Annotated in this window: 18 protein-coding genes; 16 read left to right on the forward strand and 2 right to left on the reverse strand. The window is 64.4% G+C overall.

Features of this window, described 5'->3' with window-relative positions:
* Window positions 1-3: 3 nt before the first annotated feature.
* The 15 genes from NZK81_RS17945 (at window position 4) to NZK81_RS18015 (ending at window position 16887) form a co-directional block, all read left to right on the forward strand.
* Window positions 4-1437, forward strand: coding sequence for an NAD-dependent succinate-semialdehyde dehydrogenase (locus NZK81_RS17945; protein ID WP_260047464.1), 1434 nt, complete (start codon window positions 4-6; stop codon window positions 1435-1437).
* 45 nt (window positions 1438-1482) lie between these two features.
* Complete coding sequence (locus tag NZK81_RS17950) at window positions 1483-2106, forward strand: fumarylacetoacetate hydrolase family protein (RefSeq protein WP_260047465.1); 624 nt, start codon at window positions 1483-1485, stop codon at window positions 2104-2106.
* Entirely contained in the window at window positions 2103-2855 is a 753-nt protein-coding gene (locus tag NZK81_RS17955; RefSeq protein WP_260047466.1) for a fumarylacetoacetate hydrolase family protein, read from the forward strand. The genes NZK81_RS17950 and NZK81_RS17955 overlap by 4 nt, the downstream gene beginning before the upstream one ends.
* Entirely contained in the window at window positions 2852-3178 is a 327-nt protein-coding gene (locus NZK81_RS17960; protein WP_260047467.1) for an aromatic ring-opening dioxygenase subunit LigA, read from the forward strand. Before NZK81_RS17955 ends, NZK81_RS17960 begins: the two co-directional genes overlap by 4 nt.
* Entirely contained in the window at window positions 3175-3993 is an 819-nt protein-coding gene (locus tag NZK81_RS17965; protein WP_260047468.1) for a DODA-type extradiol aromatic ring-opening family dioxygenase, read from the forward strand. The genes NZK81_RS17960 and NZK81_RS17965 overlap by 4 nt, the downstream gene beginning before the upstream one ends.
* 15 nt (window positions 3994-4008) lie before the next feature.
* Window positions 4009-4398 (forward strand): 5-carboxymethyl-2-hydroxymuconate Delta-isomerase, encoded by a 390-nt coding sequence (locus NZK81_RS17970; RefSeq protein WP_260047469.1) that lies wholly within the window; start codon window positions 4009-4011, stop codon window positions 4396-4398.
* The gene (hpaH, locus tag NZK81_RS17975) at window positions 4398-5204 is read left to right on the forward strand and encodes a 2-oxo-hept-4-ene-1,7-dioate hydratase (RefSeq protein ID WP_260047470.1); all 807 of its coding nucleotides are present in this window, start codon (window positions 4398-4400) and stop codon (window positions 5202-5204) included. Before NZK81_RS17970 ends, hpaH begins: the two co-directional genes overlap by 1 nt.
* On the forward strand, window positions 5201-5965 hold the full coding sequence (locus tag NZK81_RS17980) for an HpcH/HpaI aldolase family protein (protein ID WP_260047471.1): 765 nt from the start codon (window positions 5201-5203) through the stop codon (window positions 5963-5965). The genes hpaH and NZK81_RS17980 overlap by 4 nt, the downstream gene beginning before the upstream one ends.
* 156 nt (window positions 5966-6121) lie before the next feature.
* Window positions 6122-7303 carry an aromatic ring-hydroxylating dioxygenase subunit alpha gene (locus NZK81_RS17985; protein ID WP_260047472.1) on the forward strand — a complete coding sequence of 394 codons (1182 nt, stop codon included), beginning with the start codon at window positions 6122-6124 and terminating at the stop codon, window positions 7301-7303.
* Window positions 7296-8717 carry an aldehyde dehydrogenase family protein gene (locus NZK81_RS17990; RefSeq protein ID WP_260047473.1) on the forward strand — a complete coding sequence of 474 codons (1422 nt, stop codon included), beginning with the start codon at window positions 7296-7298 and terminating at the stop codon, window positions 8715-8717. The genes NZK81_RS17985 and NZK81_RS17990 overlap by 8 nt, the downstream gene beginning before the upstream one ends.
* A 22-nt stretch (window positions 8718-8739) precedes the next feature.
* Window positions 8740-9846, forward strand: a complete 1107-nt coding sequence (gene hisC / locus NZK81_RS17995) for a histidinol-phosphate transaminase (protein WP_260047474.1) — start codon at window positions 8740-8742, stop codon at window positions 9844-9846.
* A 47-nt stretch (window positions 9847-9893) separates the two neighbouring features.
* Entirely contained in the window at window positions 9894-11561 is a 1668-nt protein-coding gene (locus NZK81_RS18000) for a thiamine pyrophosphate-binding protein (RefSeq protein ID WP_260047475.1), read from the forward strand.
* Between the two features lie 49 nt (window positions 11562-11610).
* Entirely contained in the window at window positions 11611-13011 is a 1401-nt protein-coding gene (locus NZK81_RS18005) for a spinster family MFS transporter (protein ID WP_260047476.1), read from the forward strand.
* A 268-nt stretch (window positions 13012-13279) separates the two neighbouring features.
* Window positions 13280-15496 (forward strand): TonB-dependent receptor, encoded by a 2217-nt coding sequence (locus tag NZK81_RS18010; RefSeq protein ID WP_260047477.1) that lies wholly within the window; start codon window positions 13280-13282, stop codon window positions 15494-15496.
* 68 nt (window positions 15497-15564) lie between these two features.
* Window positions 15565-16887: an amidohydrolase gene (locus tag NZK81_RS18015; RefSeq protein WP_260047478.1), complete on the forward strand. Its 1323-nt coding sequence runs from the start codon at window positions 15565-15567 to the stop codon at window positions 16885-16887.
* A 32-nt stretch (window positions 16888-16919) separates the two neighbouring features.
* Here the strand turns inward: NZK81_RS18015 and NZK81_RS18020 are convergent, their stop codons facing one another.
* The gene (locus tag NZK81_RS18020) at window positions 16920-18686 is read right to left on the reverse strand and encodes a tetratricopeptide repeat-containing protein (RefSeq protein ID WP_260047479.1); all 1767 of its coding nucleotides are present in this window, start codon (window positions 18684-18686) and stop codon (window positions 16920-16922) included.
* Window positions 18687-18749: 63 nt separating this feature from the next.
* Complete coding sequence (locus NZK81_RS18025; RefSeq protein WP_260047480.1) at window positions 18750-19763, reverse strand: toll/interleukin-1 receptor domain-containing protein; 1014 nt, start codon at window positions 19761-19763, stop codon at window positions 18750-18752.
* Between the two features lie 401 nt (window positions 19764-20164).
* Between NZK81_RS18025 and katG the strand changes: the two genes are divergently transcribed.
* Window positions 20165-22381: a catalase/peroxidase HPI gene (gene katG / locus NZK81_RS18030; protein WP_311202111.1), complete on the forward strand. Its 2217-nt coding sequence runs from the start codon at window positions 20165-20167 to the stop codon at window positions 22379-22381.

Raw genomic sequence — 22381 nt, forward strand, 5'->3', positions numbered from 1 at the left:
CCGGTGGCCAGCACTCTCAAACCGGCCGCGTGCCTGATCGACGGTGAGTGGGTGACGGGAGCCGATGTGCGGCCCGTCACCAACCCGGCCGACGACAGCGCGGTGGGCCACGTCCCCTGGCTGGGCGCGGAAGCTGCGCAGCATGCGGTAGCGGCTGCCGAGCGCGCCTTGCCGGCATGGCGGGCCCGCACCGCGGCCGACCGCGCCGCGATCCTGATGCGGTTTCACGCGCTGATCCTGTTCAACGAGCAGGCGCTGGCGGAAATCCTGACGGCGGAACAGGGCAAGCCGCTGGCCGAGGCGCTGGGTGAAATCCGCTATGCGGCGAGCTTCATCCAGTGGTTCGCGGAAGAGGGCAAGCGAGCCTATGGCGATGTCATCCCCTCAGCGGATCCCGACAAGCGCATCGTCGTCCTGAAACAGCCGGTGGGCGTGGTGGCGGCGATCACGCCGTGGAACTTCCCGGCGGCGATGGTCACGCGCAAGATCGGACCGGCGCTGGCGGCAGGGTGCACAGTGGTGCTGAAGCCGGCGGAGCAGACCCCGATGACCGCCCTGGCGCTCGGCGTCCTGGCGCAGCAGGCGGGGGTTCCGGCCGGCGCGCTCAATATCGTCTGCGGCGAACCGGGTGAAATCGGCAAAGTGCTGACGAGCAGCCCGTCAGTCCGCAAGCTGACCTTCACCGGCTCCACCGAAGTGGGCGCATTGCTCTATGCCCAGTGCGCGCCCGGCATCAAGAAACTGAGCCTCGAACTCGGCGGAAACGCGCCGTTCATCGTCTTTGACGATGCGGACATCGACGCGGCGGTTCAGGGCGCGATGCTCTCCAAGTTCCGCAACGCCGGCCAGACCTGCGTCTGTGCCAACCGCTTTTTCGTGCAGGCCGGGGTCCATGACCGTTTTGTCGAAGCCTTCGCCGAGGCGGCGGCGGGGCTGGTGGTCGCGCCCGGGAACGAGCCCGGCGCCGCGATCGGCCCGCTGGTCGACGATGCGGCGGTGGAAAAAGTGCGCGCGCATATCTCCGATGCCGTCTGCCAGGGCGCCAGCGTCGTGACCGGCGGTGACGTGTCCGACAGGGGCGGGCGGTTCTTCCGCCCAACCGTGCTGGCAGGTGTGCATGGCGCGATGAAGGCGGCACAGCACGAAACCTTCGGACCTCTGGCGCCGGTCATCCGCTTCGAAAGCGAGGAAGAGGTGATCGCGCAGGCCAATGCCACGCCCTTCGGTCTCGCCGCCTATTTCTATTCGCGCGACATTGGCCGCGTCTGGCGTGTTGCCGAGGCGATCGAGGCGGGAATGGTCGGGGTCAATACGGGCCTGATCTCCACCGAAGTTGCCCCGTTCGGCGGGATCAAGGCTTCCGGGCTGGGGCGGGAAGGCTCGCGCTACGGCCTCGACGACTATCTGGAAATCAAGACGTTGAGTCTGGCGCTGTGACCAGGCCGCCTGAAATGCTCGAAAATCGAAACGGGAGGGACAACGATGACCGTTAGCGGTTCCATCTATGGCGTCGTGTTGAACGACCGCGCGGAACGGGAGGGCATGCAGCCCCAGTTCGCGCAGAAACCTTATCAGGCCCCGCCGGAAGCGCCGGTGGTCTACATGAAGGCGCGCCAATGCGTGGCGCGCGGTGAGGCACGGCTTCCCGAGGGAAAAAGCGTGCGTGCCGGTGCCACGCTGGCCCTGCTCTTTGCCCGCGACGCCTGCCGCGTCGATGCTGCGAATGCGCTGGCCTGCGTCGGCGGGGTGGCGCTCGCGCTCGATCTCTCGTTGCCGCAGGAGAATTATTACCGCCCGGCCATTGCCCAGAGCAACCGGGACGGTTTCCTGCAGCTTGGCGCCTTCGTCGCTCCCGTCTGGCCGGAAGAGATCGTCACGCGGATCGACGGCGTGGAAGCGCATCGCTGGCGGCTGGACCGGCTCGTCAGGCCCGCAGCCGACCTTATCGCCGCGCTTTCCGGTTTCATGACCCTGCGCGCGGGAGACGTGCTGCTGATCGGGCTGCCCGGCGATGCGCCGATGATCGGCGCCGGACAGGATGCACTGGTGGAAGCGGCGGGGCTGCCCGCGCTTTCGGTCCGTATGGAAGCGGAGATTGCAGCATGAAGCGCGCACGCATTGCCCATCGCGGTCGCGACCTCTGGGTGACTGTCAGCGACGATGGCCAGCGGCTGACGCTGCCCGACGGCACGAGCCTTCCGGCGCAAGGCGCGCACTGGCTGCCGCCGGTTCAGCCCGGTGCGGCGGCTTATGCGCTCGGCCTGAATTACGCGGATCACAACAAGGAGCTGGGTTTCGCGCCCAAGCTGGCGACGCCGCTGATCTTCATGAAGGGCGGCAATTGCTTCGTCGGCCACGACGGCGACACGCCGCGCCCCGCCGATGGCAACCAGATGCACCCGGAGTGCGAGCTGGTGGCCGTGATCGGCACGCCGGCGCGCAAGGTCCGTTCAGAAGACGCGCTCGATCACGTGCTCGGCTACACGATCGCGAACGATTACGCGATCCGCGAGTATCTGGAGAACTACTATCGCCCCAATGCGCGGGTGAAGAACCGTGACGCAACGACGCCGATCGGTCCCTGGATCGTCGATGCGGCGGACGTTCCCGACCCGCAGGCCCTGGCCATGTCCACCAAGGTCAACGGCGTTCGGGTGCAGGCCGGTTCGACTGCCGACATGATCCTGAGCGTGGCCGATCTGATCGCCTATCTTTCCGACATCACCACGCTGATGCCGGGGGACCTGATCCTGACCGGCACGCCGCACGGCGTCCATTTTTGCGCTGCCGGAGACACGGTTACCAGCGAGATCGAGAAGATCGGGCGCCTCACGAACCATCTGGTGACAGCATGAGCCTCTATACCCTTTCCAAGCTGCTCTACGAGCTCAACCGCAGCGACGAGGCGAAAGCCCGCTTCCAGGCGGACCGCGAAAGTTTCACGCATGAGTTCGCCCTCGACGACGAGGAACGTTCGGCCATTCTGGAGGGCGATATCGGCCTTCTCTACGTGCTGGGCGTCAATGGGCAGATCCTCATGCACTTCGCCGCGCTCATCGGTGTCGAATGGGCGGACTATCTCCAGCAGATGCGCGACGGCGTGACGCGGTACGGACCGGTCCGTGCCGGGCTCTACGCGATGACCACGCGTTCCGACGAAAAGGTGGCAGGTCTATGACTCTGGTATATTCTGGCGTGTGCAGCCACGGGCCGGGGATCACCGGCCGTGCGGACCTGGCGGACCCGGCGCTGCGCGATCCGTTCTACGCGGCATTCCATGCGATGCGCGACGAGATCGCCGCGACCAAGCCCGACGCGCTGATCGTGCTGGCGGCCGAGCATTTCGCCAACTTCTTCATGGACAAGATGCCGTCCTTCGCGATCGGCATGGGCGAAAGCTATACCGGACCGATCGAGGACCCGGACTGGCTGAAGATTCCGCACCGAGCAGTGAAGGGCGATCCCGATCTCTCGCGCCGCATCATTGCCGAAATGATGCAGACCGTGGACCTGACCTATTGCGAGGAATGGCGCTTCGATCACGGCATCATGGTGCCGCTGCACTTCCTCGATCCGGCCAACGAGCTGACCGTGATCCCGGCGAACATAAACTGCCAGGGGCCGCCGCTAGCGCCGCTGCACCGGGCCTGGGCATTCGGAGAGGCGCTGCGCCGCGCCGCTGATGCCGTGCCGGAACGGATTGCGCTGGTCGCCACCGGGGGTATCTCCCACTGGCCGGCGACCCCGGACAGCGGCAAGATCAACGAGGAATGGGACCGCGAATTCATGCGGCGCTGGGTCGCCTGCGACAAGGACGCGATGCTCTCCTACACCGACGAGGAAACCTACCGCGACGGCGGGCAGGGCGGTTTCGAGATCCGCGCCTTCATCGCCGCTGCCGCCGCCGCGCAGGGGCAGGGCACGCTGCATTTCTACACGCCGATTCCGATCTTCGCGGTCGGCTGCACCATCGCCAGCATGGAAATTGCCTGAGGAGGACAGTGCGCCATGGCCCACGCAACCGTGGAATGGACCGATAATCTGGAAGGCGAGTTCGACCTCAAGGCACTGCTTTCGCTGATCGCGGAAGAAATGCGCGAGCGCTCGGACGGTGTCTTCCCCGTAGGCGGCATTCGCGTGCGCGCGATCAGGCTGACGGACTATGTCATCGCCGACGGGAAGGGGGCGGACGACGCCTTCATCAATATCGACGTGAAGATGGGGGCGGGGCGTTCCGAAGCGTTCCGCAAGGCCTTCTTCCAGCAGATGTTCGATGCCGTGAAGGCGCAGCTTGGCGATCTGTTCGAACGCCGCCCGCTCGCGCTCTCGCTCTACGTCGAGGAAGCGGAAGGGTGGAAGCACAACACCATCCATGCCCGGTTGAAGAAAGCAGGATAATGGCTCTTTCCCCGAAGATCATAGACGAACTCGCCGCGCGGCTGGATGTCGCCGAAAAGACCCGCACGCAGGTGGGGCAGTTCTCGCTGGAACATCCGGAGATGACGCTGGAGGACGGCTATGCCGTCAGCCGCGCCTGGGTGCGTCACAAACTGGCCGAAGGGCGCAGCGTCATCGGGCACAAGATCGGCCTGACCAGCCGGGCGATGCAGCGCTCGTCGAACGTCGACGAGCCGGACTTCGGCACGCTGCTGGACGACATGCTGTTCCTCGACGGGCACGACATTCCGATGGACCGCTTCATCGAACCGCGCGTGGAAGTGGAACTGGCCTTTATCCTCAAGCAGCCGCTCAAGGGGCCGGGCTGCACGCTCTACGACGTGCTCAACGCCACCGACTACGTGACGCCGGCGATCGAGATCATCGATGCGCGCATCGAGCGCATCGACAAGGCAACGGGCAAGACCCGCAAGGTGTTCGACACGATTTCGGACAATGCCGCCAATGCCGGGATCGTGCTGGGCGGACGGCCGGTGAAGCCCGATGCGGTGGACCTGCGCTGGGTTTCAGCGCTGCTCTATCGCAATGGCGTGATCGAGGAATCGGGCGTCGCGGCGGCGGTTCTGAACCACCCGGCGAACGGTCCCGCCTGGCTCGCCAACAAGATCGCGCCGCATGGCGAGCAGTTGGAGCCCGGCCAGATCGTGCTGGGCGGCAGCTTCACCGCACCGGTCTTCGCCCGCGCTGGGGACAGCTTCCATGTCGATTACGGCCCGCTGGGCAGCATTTCGGTGAGGTTCGTATGACGAGCGCGAACACCTTCATCGCCCGGCTTGGCGAAGGGCAGGCGCTGCTGGGGCTCTGGCAGGCGCTGGCCAATCCCTATACGGCGGAGATCTGCGCCGGTGCCGGATACGACTGGCTGCTCTTCGATGGCGAACATGCGCCCAACACCAGCCAGACCCTGCTGGCGCAGCTGCAGGCCGTCGCCCCGTATGACGTGGAGCCGATTGCCCGCGTGCCGGTAGGCGAACCGGTTGCGATCAAGCAGTATCTGGACATCGGTTTTGCAACGCTGCTGGTTCCAATGGTGGACAGCGCCGCCCAGGCCGAAGCGGTCGTTGCCGCCTCGCGCTTTCCGCCTCTCGGCGTGCGCGGCGTGGCCAGTGCGACCAGCCGCGCCTCGGGTTTCGGTGCGCGGGCGGATTATCTTGCCCGCGCCCATGAGCGGGTCGCGCTGATCGCGCAGATCGAGAGCCGTGCCGGGCTCGATGCGATCGATGCGATTGCCGCCGTGGAAGGGATCGACGCCCTGTTTATCGGGCCGGCCGATCTGGCCGCCTCGCTCGGCCATCTGGGGCAGCCGGGGCATCCCGAAGTGCAGGATGCGGTCGCGCATGCGCTCGCCCGGATCACCGCGGCCGGAAAGCCTGCCGGCATCTTCGCGCTCTCTCCCGAAGATGCTCGCGCCAAGATCGCCGACGGCTTCGCCTTCGTGTCGGTCGGCACCGACATCGGCCTTCTCGCCAAGGGAAGCACGGCCCTGCTGGAGCAGGCGAAGGGATAGCCGCCACACGCACCCGGAAAATGAGGGGCGATCCGGCCGAAAGCCGGCTCGGAGCGCCACTTGCAAAACATGTGAAGCAAATATATAACGCGTTAAATTAATTGCGGGCGAGCGAATCCGCTGCGAGAACAACGCGTTGGATGAAGGGGAATAACCATGCTGAGCGCATATTCGATGCCCGAAGGGCAGTACGAGGCGGGACTGACCGAGGTCGGGCGTGGAACGCCGATGGGCGAACTGCTCCGCCGCTACTGGCATCCGGTCGGCCTCGTCGAGGACGCCTGCGCTACCCCCCGCCAGATCAAGGTGCTGGGCGAGGACCTCATCCTCTTTCGCGACGGCAGCGGCAGGCCGGGTCTGCTGCACCCGCGCTGCGCCCATCGCGGATCGTCGCTACTGTATGGCCGCACGGAAGAGCGCGGCATTCGCTGCTGCTATCATGGCTGGCTGTTCGACGTGGACGGCAATTGCCTCGAGCAGCCCTGCGAGCCGAAGCAGGGCGCGGCGTCCTGTTCGAGGGTCCAGCAGCCGGGCTATCCGGTCGAGGAGCGCTACGGTCTGATCTTCGCCTACATGGGGCCGCTTGAGCGCAAGCCGGAACTGCCGCGTTACAACGTGCTGGAAAATCTGGAGCCGGGCGAGATCATCGAGGCCGACGACAACAGCATCGGCAGCGGTGGCCCGGTGATCGTGCCGTGCAACTGGCTGCAGCATTTCGAGAACGTGATGGACCCGTTCCACGTGCCGATCCTGCACGGGTCCTTCAGTGGCCTGCAGTTCAACGCGCAGATGGGCCTGATGCCCGTCGTGAAGTTCAGCGAAACCGATCGCGGCATCCTGTCCATTCAGCGCCGTGAACTGGGCGAAGGCAAGGTGCACCGGCGCGTGACCGAAGCCGTGATGCCGACCGTGCGGGCCGTGGCCAGCCCGCGCGCCAAGAAGGACGGTCCCTGCACGCTGCTGGGCTGGGTCCTGCCGATCGACGATACGCACTTTCGCATCTATTCCGCTGGCCGCGTGACTGAACCCGGCACGCTCAAGACCATTCGCACGCACCACAACGGCAAGCTCTGGCATGATCTGACCGAAGCGGAGCACCGCGATTTCCCCGGCGATTACGAAGCGCACGTCAGCCAGGGAGACATCACTTTGCATTCGGCCGAACATCTCGTGACCTCCGATCGCGGCATCGGAATGCTGCGCCGGATGTTGCGCCAGCAGGCCAAGGCGGTGGCCGAGGGGCACGATCCCATCGGTACGATATTCGATTCCGCCAAGGCCCTCGTCGAGCTCGATGCGGGAACGGAAGTTGTTGAGGAAAGTGCTGCCAATGCGTGAGATCAAGGGCGGCTACATCGATGGCCGATGGACCGAAAGCGCCGCGTCTGGCCGTATCGACGTCACGAACCCGGCGACCGGGCAAGTCATCGGCCGCGCGCCGCTGGGCTGCAAGGACGATGTCGCGTTCGCAGTGGCTGCGGCCAGCAATGCCTTTGCCGACTGGGCCGCGCTTCCGGTAGCGGAACGTATCGCCATCCTGCGTCGCGCGCGTGACGGCATAGCGGCGCGCGGCGAGGAGATGGCGACGCTGATTACCGAGCAGATGGGCACGCCCATCGGCTTTTCGAAAGCGGCGCAGATCGGCCTTCCGCTGCGCAATTTCGACGTGACGCTCGCGGCGATGGAAGACATCGCCGGGGAAGAGGTGTCGCTGGGCCGTTCGCGCATCGTGCGCGATCCGGTCGGCGTTGTCGCGGCGATCACGCCGTGGAACTTTCCGCTGCACCAGATCGTCGCCAAAGTCGTGCCGGCCTTGCTTGCAGGTTGCACGGTCGTCCTCAAGCCGAGCGAACTCACGCCCTTCGATGCGGCTGTTTTCGCGGAAATCCTGCACGATGCAGGTGTGCCGGCGGGCGTCTTCAACCTGATCTTCGGGGGCGCCGATACCGGGGCGGCACTTGTCGAGCATCGCGATGTCGACATGGTCAGCTTTACCGGTTCGACCCGCGCGGGGCGCTCCATTGCCGCAGTTGCGGGCGGCAAGCTGAAGAAGGTGTCGCTCGAACTCGGCGGCAAGTCGGCGAACATCCTGCTCGACGATGTGGACTTCGACAAGGTGGTCCCCGCCGTACTGGGGCAGTGTTTCGTCAATGCCGGACAGACCTGCGCGGCGCTGACCCGGCTCATCGTTCCGGCACGGCACAAGGAACGGGTGGAGCAGCTGGCGGCACAGTTCATCGAGGCCTGGCAGCCCGGCGATCCCTCCCAGCCGGACACGCCGATGGGGCCGCTGGCGTCCTCGACGCAGCAGGCGCGCGTGAAGCGCAAGGTTGCCGTGGCCCAGATCGAAGGCGCGCGGATCGTTGCCGGTGGAGGCGAACTGCCGGAAAGCCTCTCTGACGGGGCATACATGGCACCTGTCGTACTGTCCGACGTGCATCCCGACATGGAAATCGCACGCGAGGAAGTGTTCGGGCCGGTCCTGTGCATTCTCACCCATGAAGGGGACGAGGACGCGGCGCGCATGGCTAACGATAGCGAATACGGGCTTTCCGGCGGCGTCTGGTCGGCGGACGAGGAAAGAGCCGTTGCCGTCGCACGCCGCATGCGCACGGGACAGGTCGTGCTCAACGGCGCGATGCTGGATCTCGAAGCACCGTTCGGCGGCGTGAAGCAATCCGGGCTGGGGCGCGAATACGGCCGCCACGGCATCGAGGAATTTTTCAATCTGAAAGCGATCACGCGTCCCTGACGCGGCGAGGCGAGGTTTACGCATGAAAGACTACGGTAATCCGCTCACCCACGTGGTTTCCATCCCGCCCTATCCTCCGGGGCGGCCCACCGATGCCGTCGCGCGCGAATTCGGTCTCGATCCCGCGAGCATCGTCAAGCTGGCGTCGAACGAAAGTCCGCACGGTGTCGCGCCGGGCGTGATCGCGGCCCTGGCCGAGGTCGATGCGGCATCGAACATCTATCCCGATTTCGATTGTTACGACCTGCGCCACGCCATTGCCGCCGATGTCGGCATGGCACCCGATCAGGTCCTGCCCGGTGCAGGATCGAGCGAGATCATCCTGCTGGCAGCTCGCGCCTATCTGGACGGCACGCGCAAGGCGATCATTCCGCAATACGGGTTCCAGTCGTACGAAGGTGCGGTGCGCTCCGTCGGTGCCACGCCGGTCTTCGTGCCGGTGAAGGACTGGGTGCCCGATATCGATGCGATGCTGGCGGCCGTCGATGACGACGTGCATCTCGTCTATCTCGCGTCGCCCAACAATCCGACTGGCACGGTGCTGCCGCGCGCCGAGATCGAACGCTTCGCACAGGCTCTGCCGCCGCACGTGCTGCTGGTGCTCGACGAGGCCTATCGTGAATTCCTGGCGCCCGAGGATCGTCCCGATATCGCGCGCCTGTTCCAGATGCGTCGCAACCTCATCGTCATGCGCACGTTCTCCAAGATCCACGGGCTGGCCGGTCTGCGCGTCGGCTATGGGCTGGGCGACGGCGAGCTGCTGCAGGTCCTGCGCAGGTTGCAATTGCCCTTTTCGGTCAGTGCCCAGGCTCAGGCCGCGGCGATCGCGTCGCTCAGCGACAGCACTTTCCTCGAGCGCAACCGGGTTGAAAACGAGAGCGAGCGTGCACGCGTGGCCGCCGCGCTCGAGAAGGCCGGTGTGCGGATCCTGCCCTCGGGCGGCAACTTCCTCCTGCTCGAAGTCGGCGACGGCCCCGCCATCAGCCGCGAATTGATGCGGCGCGGCGTGATCATCCGGCCCGTCGCGAATTACGGCCTGCCGACGTGGATCCGCGCCACGATCGGCCTCCCGCGCGAAAACGACGTGTTCCTCGGCGCGCTGGACGAAGTGCTGCGCGCCGCCGGGTGAGCACCGGCCGTTTCCCAGTTTCCAGTTCCTGAAATCGAAAGACCCGAATGACACATTATCAAGCCGTGGAGCGAACCGGCGGGCAGGCCCTCGTCGCACAATTGATCGAAGAGGGCGTGGAGCACGTGTTCGGCATTCCCGGCGTCCAGCTCGACTGGGCGGTGGAGGCCCTGCGCGAGGCGAAGGAACGCATCCGTTTCGTCGTCCCGCGCCATGAACAGGCCGCATCCTACATGGCCGATGGCTATGCCCGTTCGACCGGGCGCGAAGGCGTGTGCATGGTGGTGCCCGGGCCGGGCGTGCTGAATGCGCTTTCGGGCATCTCCACGTCGCTCGCCTGCAATTCGCGCGTGCTGATGATCGCGGGTCAGATCACCTCCGAGAAGATCGGCAAGGGCTTTGGCCTGCTGCACGAATTGCCCGACCAGTCCGGTGTGCTCAAGTCGCTGACCAAGTGGCACGGCATGGCGACGCGGCCGGAGGACATCCCGGCGCTGGTGCATGAGGCTTTCGTCCAGCTTCGTTCCGGGCGCCCCCGCCCCGTCGCGATCGAGGTGCCGCCGGACGTGCTGGAAGCTAAGGCGGAGATCGCCCTGCTCCCGCGCGCGCAGGAGAGCCGGACCGAGCCCGATGCTGGCCTGATCGCGCAGGCCGCCGCCATGCTGGGCGGCGCGCGTCTGCCGGTGATCTATGCGGGCGGCGGCGTCATGGCTTCCGGTGCGACCGAAGCCGTTCGCGCGCTGGCCGAGCGGCTGCAGGCCCCGGTGCTCATGACCGAGGGCGGGCGCGGGACGCTGGATGACAGGCACGAACTGGCACTGACCAGCCTTGGCGGCCGGGTACTGCTGCCGCATACCGACGTGCTGCTGGTTGCAGGCAGCCGCTTCGTCGACGGGATCGCCCGTCCGGCGTTCACCAGCGATGGCTGCAAGATCATCTACCTCAACATCGAAGCCGGAGACATGGCCGGGCCGCGCCAGTCGGGGCTGGCGATCGAAGCTGACGTGCTGACGGGTGTGGAAGCGCTGCTCGCAGCGCTGCCCGAGGGCATCGAGGCACCGAGCCGGGCTGGCATTGCCGATGCTGTGCGCCAGTGGTGCGATACCCAGGTCTCCGCCATCGCGCCGCAGAAGGATTATGTCGCCGCCCTGCGTGGCACCATGGCCGACGACGACATTCTCGTGAGCGAGCTGACCCAGATCGGTTACTACGCCAATATCGCCTTCCCCGTGCACGGTGCGCGCAAGCTGATCACGCCGGGCTATCAGGGCACGCTGGGCTACGGTTTCAACACCGCGCTGGGCGTGGCGGTTGGCAATCCCGCACAACGTGTGGTTTCGATCAATGGTGACGGCGGCTTTGCCTGGGGGATGCAGGAGCTCTCGACCCTGGCGCGCGACGGGCTCGACCTGTCGCTCGTCATCTTCGTCGATGGCCGCTATGGCAATGTCCATCGCATCCAGAAGCGCACGTTCGGGGAGACTTTCGTCACCGATCTGCGTAACCCCGACTTTCTGAAGCTTGCGGCCGCCTACGACATTCCGGCGGAAGCCGTCGATACGCCGGAAGGGTTGGCGCAAGCGCTCCGGAAAGCCAAGGAGCGGGGTGGGCCCGCGCTGATCGCGGTGCGCGTGGAAGAGATGCCCAGCCCCTGGGCGCTGATCCACCCGTTCGTCCCGCCGGTAAGCCCGCCGCCGCCAAACCCGCTCGGATGAGCCAGAGAAACGAAGAAGCACACACGTGAACGGTCCGGGGAAAAGCGGTATGGAAAATCAGATAGACAGGGACGGCGGCCGCGCTGCGTCCGGGTACCGCTATGGATGGTACACCACGGCAGTGCTGATGGTGGGCTATACCTTCTCGTTCCTGGACCGTCAGATCCTCAATCTCATGGTCGGCCCGATCAAGGCGGACCTGGGCATTTCCGATGTCCAGTTTGCCATTCTGACGGGCGGCGCGTTCGGCATATTCTATACGATCATGGGGCTGCCGATCGGGTGGCTGGCCGATCGCTATCCGCGCAAGTGGATCATATCCGGCGGCATCGCGGCATGGAGCCTGATGACGGCGATGTGCGGTCTGGCGCGGACGTTCCCGCAGCTTGTTCTGGCCCGGATCGGTGTCGGCGTGGGGGAGGCGACATTGTCGCCATCGGCCCATTCGATGCTGTCCGATCTGTTCGACAAGACGCGCCTGCCAAAGGCCATGAGCCTCTATACTATCGGCATCTACATCGGTGCCGGCATCGCGATGATCGTCGGCGGCACCGTCGTGGGCATGATCGACCGTACCCCGGACGTCGTTTTGCCCGTGCTCGGCCACATGCGGTCCTGGCACATGGTGTTCATCGCCGTGGGTCTGCCGGGTCTGCTGGTTGCGCTCTGGGTGGCGACCTTGCGCGAACCCAAGCGGATGTTGCGTCGTGACGAGACGGAAGAGTTGACGACGCAGGGTTTCTCGCTGCGCCGCATCTGGGCTTTTCTGTCCGACCAGCCGCTGATGTCGGTTTCGCTGTTCCTGGGCGCGGCGACCTTTTCGGTTCTGAGTTATACCGACAACTGGTTTCCCGAACTGTTCATCCGCAGCTGGGGCTGGGGGCCGCAGCGCACGGGGCTGGTGATCGGTTCCGTATCGCTCATCGCCGGGCCGCTGGGAATGCTGTCCGCGGGCTGGTGGTCCAGCCGGATGATCGCGCGCGGACAAGCGGACGGCTGCCTGCGTCTCACGGCTTATGCCGCAGCAGCCATTGCCGGACCGGCGGTCCTGATGCCGCTGATGCCCAACCCGATGCTGATGGCCATTCTGGTCGTGCCGATCAAGTTCCTCGGCGGGTTCACGCCGGTGCTGATCCCGGCCGCCATCCAGATGATCGCACCGGTCGAACTGCGTGCACAGCTCGGCGCGTTCTTCATGTTCACCGTCGGGATCGTCGGCGTTTCCTTCGGGCCGATCCTGCCGGCCGTGCTGAACGACTACGTGTTTCACGACGAGATGGCGCTCCATTATTCGCTGGCCCTGACAGCCGCGGTCGTGGCGCCTCTGGCCTTCGTGCTGCTGTCGATCGGGATGCGTCAGTATCGCGAGCGCCTGGCGGTGCTGGAGCGTAGCGAGGCTGCTGCCAGGAAAGGAGGCCCACTTGCGATTCGCTGCCTGCAGAGGCGGTGACCGTGCGCGGTGGCCCTTTGCAGCGGAAATATAATAAGTCTTTGAAAAACAAAAATATAAAATAGAATTCGCTGATATATTTATCACGTTAAACTCTCTTGCGAGAAACATATAACGTGTTAAACTATTTCAATCTGATGACCATTTTGCCATGGAGATGTCATCCTGGGCCAGGCCGTCAGATCCAGTTTCAACGATACCGCCAGCGCCATCGCGCGACGAGAAAAAGGGGGGTAAAATGAACTTGAGACAGTCACTTGGCGTTCTGATGACGGGCGCCGCATGCATCACTGTTCCGGCCTATGCGCAGTCTGCACCGGAAGAAATCGGTTCGAACGAAATCGTGGTGACCGCGCTGAAGCGGGAAAACCAGAAGATCCAGGATGTCCCGACCAGCATCGCGGTGCTCGGCCAGGACCAGCTCGAAACCCGCGGCGTCGCGGAATTTTCCGACTTCGCGCGCAGCGTGGCCGGCCTCAACTTCATCGACAGCGGTGCCGGCGACAAGCGCTACATCCTGCGTGGCATCAACGCCGCGGGTGAGGCACAGACGGCGGTCTATTACGACAACATCCCGATGACCGGCATCGGCGGCGCCGCCACCGACTTCGGCGGCCGTCAGCCAGACCTCCAGCTCTACGACGTGAAGCAGATCGAAGTTCTGCGCGGCCCGCAGGGCACGCTCTACGGGTCGAACTCCCAGTCGGGCGTGATCCGCTTCGTGACCAACAAGGCGGATCCGAGCAAGTTCGAAGCCACGGCCCAGGGCGAGCTTTCGACCACCAAGGACGGCGGCGAGAATTTTGCGATTCGCGCCATGCTCAACGTCCCGGTCGTGCAGGACCTGCTGGCGGTGCGCGTCGTCGGCTACACCGAGGACTACTCCGGGTTCGTCGACAACATCTATCGCGACGAGAAGGACTTCAACGATACGCAGCGCGAGGGCATTCGCGCCAGCGTCGTCCTGACGCCGGACGACAAGACGACCATCACCGGGCAATACTTCTACCAGAAGCTGAAGACCGGCGGCCGTGCCTACACGCGTCCCTACGACATCTGGATTCCGGCGAACGATACGGAGAACGGCAATTTCTTCCCGGCTGCCGGCGAGCGGTCCATTTCGCAGATCGGTCGCGAGGAGCGCCGCGATGAGATCAATATCTACGCGCTGACGGCCGAACGCGACATCGAATGGGCAACCGTGACGGCGTCGGGCTCCTATTTCGATCGCAACGTGACCGACAACACGGATAACGGTCCTTCGTTCCGCTATTTCGAGTATCTGCAGCGCATCGGTGAGTTCCCCGACGTTGCCATCCCGGAAGGCAGCATTTCCTATTCGCCCCAGAAGTCGAAGATGTGGTCGGGCGAGCTGCGTATGGCGACCAAGCTGGACGGTCCGGTCAACGGTGTTGTCGGCGTCTTCTATTCCGACCGCGACAACAAGTTCATGACCGCCACGACGGTCGTCGACCCGATCAGCGGCTATTCGGACTTCACGCAGGACTTCATCTCCCAGCGCAAGTTCGCCGACAAGACCAAGGACCTGGCCGTTTTCGGCGAGGTCACAGTGGACCTGACAGATCGCCTGTCCGTTACCGGCGGGGCGCGCTGGTTCCAGACCAAGCGTTCGCTGGTATCGGAAACGATCGTGCCCTTCTTCGGGCTGGGCGCGCCCGGCACGACCTCGGCCAAGGCCAAGAATACCGATACCATCTTCAAGGGTGTGATCTCCTACAAGATCACCCCGGATGCCATGGTCTATGCGCAATATGCGGAAGGGTATCGTTCGGGCGGCACCAACGCTTCGTCCTATTCGGGCGTGCCGGCGCAGTATGATCCGGACTCGACCGTCAACTACGAGATCGGTGCCAAGACGAGCTGGCTGAACAACGCGCTGACCTTCAATGTCGCCGCGTACCTGATCGACCTCCAGGACCTGCAGGTCGAGCAGCGCTTCGGACCGGGCGGCGCCTTCTCGGGCGTCGGCAACATCGACGGCAAGGCCGCGCGTTCGAAGGGTGTTGAGGTTGACCTGACCGCGCGGCCGTTCCACGGCACCACCCTGGTCTTCGCGGGCAACTACACCGATGCCAAGCTGACCCGCGACATTGGCGAGCTGGGCAACGATGCCCTGAAGGGAACGCGCCTCACCCGCGTGCCGAAGGTGAACTTCAGCGTCTCGGGCGATCAGGAGTTCCCCGTGTCGAGCACGGTGGACGGCTCGGTCGGCTTCTCGGTCAGCCACACCGGCCGGATCCAGAACAGCTATTACGATAGCGACTTCAACCTGCCGACCAAGAGCTACACACTGGTGGACTTGCGCGGCCAGGTTCGCTTCGAGCACTTCCGGCTCGACCTCTACGTGAACAACCTGTTCGACAAGGCGGCCGAACTGACCGTGTTCAACACGATCAACGATCCCTACGTCGTCCTGGCCAACAGGCCTCGCACAATCGGCGCGCGCTTCAGCTACAACTTCTGAAGTTCGTGATAGATTGGCCGGCCCGGATGTCCCTTCCGGGCCGGTTTTGCTTGTACCGAGGATATCCCATGCGCCTGCGCTTCCTTCTGCTGCCTGCCTTGATGACAATCGCCGCGCCCGTTGCGGCCGAGGACACAACGCTGAACGAGGAGGTGCGTTCGCGCGCCGATCAGGTCGAGCAGAAGGTAATCGCCTGGCGACGGGACATTCACGAACACCCGGAACTCGCGAACCGGGAATTTCGCACCTCGGAGCTGGTTGCCCGCCACCTCAAGGCGCTGAAATTCGATGAAGTGCGCAGGCATGTCGCCCATACCGGCGTCATCGGCGTCCTGAAGGGCGGAAAGCCGGGCCCCGTGATCGCGCTGCGCGCCGACATGGATGCCTTGCCGATTGTCGAGCGCACCGGACTGCCCTTTGCGTCCAAGGTCAAGACGATGCGCGGCGACCACGAGGTCGGCGTGATGCACGCCTGCGGCCATGATGCCCATACGGCGATGCTGATGGGGGTGGCCGAAGTCCTCTCGGCGATGCGCGAGGACATTGCGGGCACGATACTTTTCATCTTCCAGCCGGCCGAGGAAGGCGTTCCCGACGGCGAGGAGGGCGGCTCCAAGCTCATCCTCAAGGAAGGCGCGCTCGACGGTGCATACCGGCCCGAGGTGATTTTCGGCCAGCACATCTGGCCGGGCGAGGCGGGCACTGTCTTCTACCGTCCGCGCGGGCAGATGGCGGCGGCCGATCGCCTGCGTATCAAGGTGACGGGCGTCCAGAGCCACGGCTCGCAGCCCTGGCACGGCGTGGATCCGGTTATCACGTCGGCGCAGATCATGATGGCGCTGCAACTCATTCCCAGCCGCCAGCTCAACGTTTCCAAGGCCCCGGCGGTCATCACCATCGGCCAGATCGAGGGCGGGACGGCCAGCAACATCATGCCCGAAAGCGTGGAGATGGCCGGCACCATCCGCACTTTCGATCCGGACATGCGGGAGGACCTGCTGGCCCGCGTGAAACGCACGGTGGAAAGCATCGCGGCGTCGGCGGGCGCCAAGGCGGAAGTGGACATCGCCTCGTATGCCCCCGTGGTCTACAACGATCCTGATCTCGTGAAGCGTATGGAACCGACTTTGCGCAAGGCCGCAGGCGATCACTTGCAGGAAATGGGCCTGGTGATGGGATCGGAGGATTTCGCCCATTACATGAAGGACATTCCCGGCCTGTTCTATTTCCTGGGCGTCAACATGCCGGAAGCCGAGCGGAACGGGCCGGTTTCCGATGTGCACTCTCCCACTTTTATGCTGAACGAGGCCGCGCTCAAGCAGGGCGTCGTGACCATGAGCATGCTGGCGCTGGAATATCCGTCGACGGCGCAGGAGAGAGGAAACCATTGATGGCCGAGGCGGCCTGAAAGGGCGTCCGTCGGCTAACTTGACGGCGTCGCGTGGCGGGTCAGCCAGTACATGGGATAGACGCCGTATCCCTTGGCCAGCTCGATCCTGCCGACATACCTGCAGCGGTGTCTGCCCGGCGATTCGAGCGCAAGAATGGCAGCGAAGGGCTCGGTGACGAAAACCTCGCCGGGCGGTGTGACTGGCTCGATACGGGCGGCGCGGGAGACTTCCGTGCCATAGAAGTTCAATTGGCCGGTAATGTGGTCGATCATGCGGTAGGCGGGGCCGTAATGCGCGCCGACCCGCATGCCGCTGCCCTGGGCGAGGCCCAGCGTGGTATAGTCGAAACCGCGAAGCCGGTCCTGAAGCTGCAACGCGATGTCCGCTGCGGCCTCGGCGCTGGCGGCGACGGCATAGAGCGCGTCTCCCCAGCTGTTCTTGGTCAGGACATCGTCGCTGTGCTCGTCGAGAACATCGGCGATGCTGCGCATTACGCCATTCCAGAACGGCGGCAGCGCTTCTTCGGGTAGCTTCGAGAAACCGGGGAAATCGGTGAAGATGATCGCTGTCAGCGTGCGTTCGTCGCCCACGCAATCGCGGGCCGGCGGGCGCTTCAGGTTACGATCGACCTCGCCGGGGTCGATGATGAATGTCTCCCCGCCATGCTTGCGCCAGACCGACACGTCGGCACCCGTCCCGGCCGGGCCATCGGAGCCCTTGCCGTCCCACACCGCCAATTGGAGAGCGGTATCGCCCAGATGTTGGCTGCGCAGCGTCGCCAGTCCCATGGCCACCTGACTGGCATAGGCGAATTGCCGAGGGTCGCCGACATAGGCCATTTCGGTCGCCAGTGTCTTGCTGGAGGCGGCTTCCATACAGCGTTCGAAACGGGCGACCCACGCGTCCCCGGCGGGGCGAACCGACTGCTCGACGAAGTCCTCCATGGCAAAGGGCAGGACGATATGAAGTTCGCCCCCGCGCGCCAGCACGGCCTCCGCGATCAAGATGTCGGCGCCGGCCGCCACGGCACCATAGGCGAACCCGATGTTTCGTTCTTCCAGAAACGCGTCGATCCCGGCACGCAATCCGGTTTCCGCCTTGTCGTCGGAAGCGAATATGTGGCCGCAGAAGTGGAGGACGCGCGGCGGTCGGATCGGTGCGAGCAGGCGGGCTGCCTGCTTTTTGTCGAGCCCCATGTGTTCTGTCAGCAGTTCCAGCTGACGGCAGGTCGTGGACGAGGCGCCGTGATCGTTCCCGATCATCTCTGCGGCCTGCCGCAAGCTTGCGGCGCAGTCGTCGATCCGTCCGGTAAGCAGCAAGGCTTCGGAGCGGGTCGCGGCCGTGTAATAATCGGTGGGCCCGGCGACCCGGGGATCGTCCAGGATTTGCGAGGCGATTTCGACGGCCTGCGCCGTCTTCCCGCAAAGCGCGGAAAGACTGGCCGCGTTGATGCCGGGGTAGGGATCACCCGTGTCCGTGAAGATCGCAAGATAGGCGTCCGACGCCGCGTGCAAGGCGGAATCCCTTGCGGAACCGTCCGGCAAGGCCAGCGCGCGGTCCTTCAGCAGGCGCGCTCCGATCGCCTGCTGGTGCGGGTCGTCCGAACGATCCAGACCATAAGCCTGGAAGAGTTCCATCGCCCGATCCGTGTCGCCCATCCGCGCGAGAGCGAGAACCTGCTGATGTCGGACACCCAGAGAATCGTCACCCTGCGCCATGGCCGATACGGCCTCGTCATAGGCGGTTATCAGATCGCCGCGGGCGATGGCGGCCTTTGCACGCTTGGCGGCGGGCGTCATCACGCAATCCTTTCTCCGTATCGGGCCTTTTCGATACCGGGCGGTGCATCTTGCGCGTCTGCGTCAGTCCGGAAGCGCAAGTCCCTCCGTTTCGCGGGCCAGCGCGCTGCGCTTTCGCAGGATCTTCATGGTGATGATAACGGCGGGGACGAACAGGGCGGCGATGCCGAAACAGATCCAGAAGACATCTGCCAGCGCTCCCCTGCCATTCATCAACTGGCTCAACGGTTCCCAGCAGAACCAGATGGCGACAAACCACAGAAGCGCGCAGATATAGAGGGCGAGGCGATGGCCCAGAACGATGCCAAGGCCCGCCAGTCCGCCATCGTCGAAGCCCGAGTTGCTGCCCGATGCGGCCCGGAAGCGCGACAGTTCCGTCTCGGCTTCCCGCAGCCCGTTTCGCGTATCCTCAAGCTCGCCGCGCAGTCGAACGAGTTCTCGGGCATTGGTGGTGATCTCCGTCGACCTTGCCCTGGACGCATCGACATGCTCGGCAAGCTCCGCTTCCAGCGCAGCGCGCTTGGTGCGCTCGCTGGCGAGTTGCTGCCGCATGTCCGGCATCGCGCGCTCGACGATGCCGTCGATGGCGTCCGGGGCCAGCGGGTCGTCGGGATGCCTGGCAAGCCAGCGTTTCCAGTCGTCGAGGCTGCCTTCGGTGCAGATGCGGGCATATTCGGCAAGGCCCGGCCGGCCCGTCAGTTCGCCGATGCGTGAGAGGATGCCGAGCCAGGTTGCATGGGCGGTGCCCTGCGCGCCGTCGGGAAGCACTTCGGCCTGAACCGACCGGAATTCCAGCGGGAGCTGGCAAGGTTCGAGCTGGACGGCGACAAGACCGCTCCGCTCCTTCCCGGTGCGCGCTTCATTGCGCACCCAGTCGGAATCGACGGACTGCCCTGACCACAGGACGAGAAGGGCGGTGCATGCCTCGATCTCGCGCTCTATCTCGCGATCGAATGACGATCCCGCACCGATTCCGGTATCGGACCAGACGCTGACCTTCAGATCCTCAAGCGCCTTGCGGATCGCGGAACAACGCTCCCTGTCACTCCGCGAATAGCTGATGAAAATGTCTGCCATGTTCCCCGCCGCCAACTATCTTCGCCAAACTGGATAGCACTCGCAGTGCCGCAAGGACAATTGGCGCCAAGAATATATTGGAATGCGAGGCGGGTGCTGATCGGAATTAGCTTCTTCGGGCGGGAAGCTGACCAGATTGCGGCATGAGGAAAATGACAAAGCCTGATAATAATTGGCATCGTGGCGACTAGCCGCACTGTCGGCTTTCGCGAGTGGGGGGTGCGGCAGGCTCAGGAGATGAGCCGCTTCTGATGGGAAGAGTCGATATTTTCCGCAGGTTTAATCTGATCCTCCGATAACAATGACGAGAAAAATCGATTCTGCGCAGATGCCGGCAAGCAGTAGCCCTGCTGCGACGCATGGAACGTTATCGACAATGTCATCGACAAGGAGAGGGTATGATGAACAGGACTTCCGTATCGATGTTCGCGGTTCTCGCTGCCGCGATGGTGCCCGCAGTCATGGCTGGCCCGGCCCACGCCGAGGAAAAGGCCATGTCCAACCAGGACTGGTGGCCTAACCGTCTGGACCTGGCGGCGCTGCGACAAAATGATCCCGGTTCAAATCCTTACGGGGCCGACTTCGACTATGCTGCGGAGTTCGCCACGCTCGACCTCGCTGCGGTCAAGGAAGACATCCGCAAGGTTCTGACCACGTCGCAGCCATGGTGGCCGGCGGATTACGGCCACTACGGTCCTTTCTTCATTCGCATGGCCTGGCACAGTGCCGGCACCTACCGCGTCGGTGACGGGCGCGGCGGTTCCGACGGCGGCGAACAGCGCTTCGAGCCCCTCAATTCGTGGCCGGACAATATCAGCCTGGACAAGGCTCGGCGGCTCGTCTGGCCGATCAAGCAGAAATACGGCCGCAAGCTGTCGTGGGGCGACCTGATGGTGCTCGCCGGCAATGTCGCGCTTGAAGACATGGGTTTTGAAACCATCGGTTTTGCGGGCGGTCGTGTCGATGCCTGGGAGCCCGACTTGGTGTTTTGGGGCCCCGAGACGAAAATGCTCGGGGCGGACCGCTTCGACAAGGACGGCAAGCTCAAGGGGGCGCTCGCGGCGACCCAGATGGGCCTGATCTACGTCAACCCCGAAGGGCCGGGGGGTAATCCCGATCCGCTGGCCGCGGCCAAGGCCATTCGCGTGGCATTCGGCAACATGGCCATGAACGACGAGGAGACCATCGCGCTGATTGCCGGTGGCCACACCTTCGGAAAGGCGCATGGCGCGCACAAGCCGGAGGAATGCGTCGGAGCCGATCCAACCGGAGCGGGTATCGAACAGCAGGGCCTTGGCTGGAAGAACACGTGCGGCAAGGGCAATGCCGAGGACACCGTGTCGAGTGGTCTGGAAGGTGCCTGGTCGGCAAATCCGATCGCTTTCACGACGCAGTACTTCGACAACCTTTTCGGCTTTGAATGGGTGAAGACCAAGAGCCCGGCCGGCGCCACGCAGTGGATGCCGTCCGATCCCGCCGCGTCCGGCATGGTTCCCGATGCGCACGTCGCGGGCAAGACCCATGCCCCGATGATGTTCACCACCGACATCGCGCTCAAGGAAGACCCGGGCTTTCGCAAGATCTCGCAACGCTTTCACGATGATCCGTCGGAATTCTCCAAGGCCTTTGCACGGGCCTGGTTCAAGCTGACGCATCGCGACATGGGGCCGCGCGCCCGCTATCTCGGCAGCGACGTTCCCAAGGAAACGTTCACCTGGCAGGATCCCTTGCCCAAGGCCGGTTATGCGATGATCGATGCGGCCGACGCGGACCAGCTCAAGGCCAGGATACTGGCAACCGGGCTGAGCGGGCGTGAACTGGTGAAGGCGGCATGGGCCTCGGCCTCGACCTTCCGCGGCAGCGACATGCGGGGCGGTGCAGATGGTGCGCGCGTCCGGCTCGATCCGGCGAAGGACTGGGCCGTCAACGACCCGGCTGAACTGGCCAGGGTGCTCGGCAAGCTTGAAGCCGTGCAAAAGGCGTTCAACGGTTCTGCCGGGGATGGGAAGGAGGTCTCGCTTGCCGACCTGATCGTGCTGGGCGGCAATGCCGCGATCGAGCAGGCGGCGAAGAAGGCGGGGTACGATGTGACGGTGCCGTTCACGCCCGGCCGTGTCGATGCCACGCAGGATCAGACCGACGTCGTATCCTATGAATATCTGCGCCCCCGCGCCGATGGCTTCCGCAACTACTATGGCGGGGATAGTGACAGGTCGCCGGCCGAGATGCTGGTCGACAAGGCCGACATGCTGGACCTGACGGTACCGGAGATGACCGTGCTCGTCGGTGGCATGCGCGTCCTTGGCGCCAACAGCGCGAACGTCGCGCACGGCGTCTTCACCGACCGTTCGGGCACGCTCAGCAACGACTTCTTCGTCAACCTGCTGGACATGTCGACCAAGTGGTCGAAGTCGTCGAAGTCCATGGGGCTCTACGAAGGCCATGATCGTGCCACCGGAAAGCTGAAGTGGACGGCCACTCCGGTGGACCTGATCTTCGGCTCCAACTCGGAGCTACGCGCGGTTTCCGAAGTCTACGCCTCGAACGATGCTGGCGAGATGTTCGTCAACGACTTCGTAGCTGCCTGGAACAAGGTCATGAACAACGATCGCTTCTGA

It is taken from the genome of Novosphingobium mangrovisedimenti, assembly GCF_025153475.1.
Classification (GTDB): Bacteria; Pseudomonadota; Alphaproteobacteria; order Sphingomonadales; family Sphingomonadaceae; genus Novosphingobium; species Novosphingobium mangrovi_A.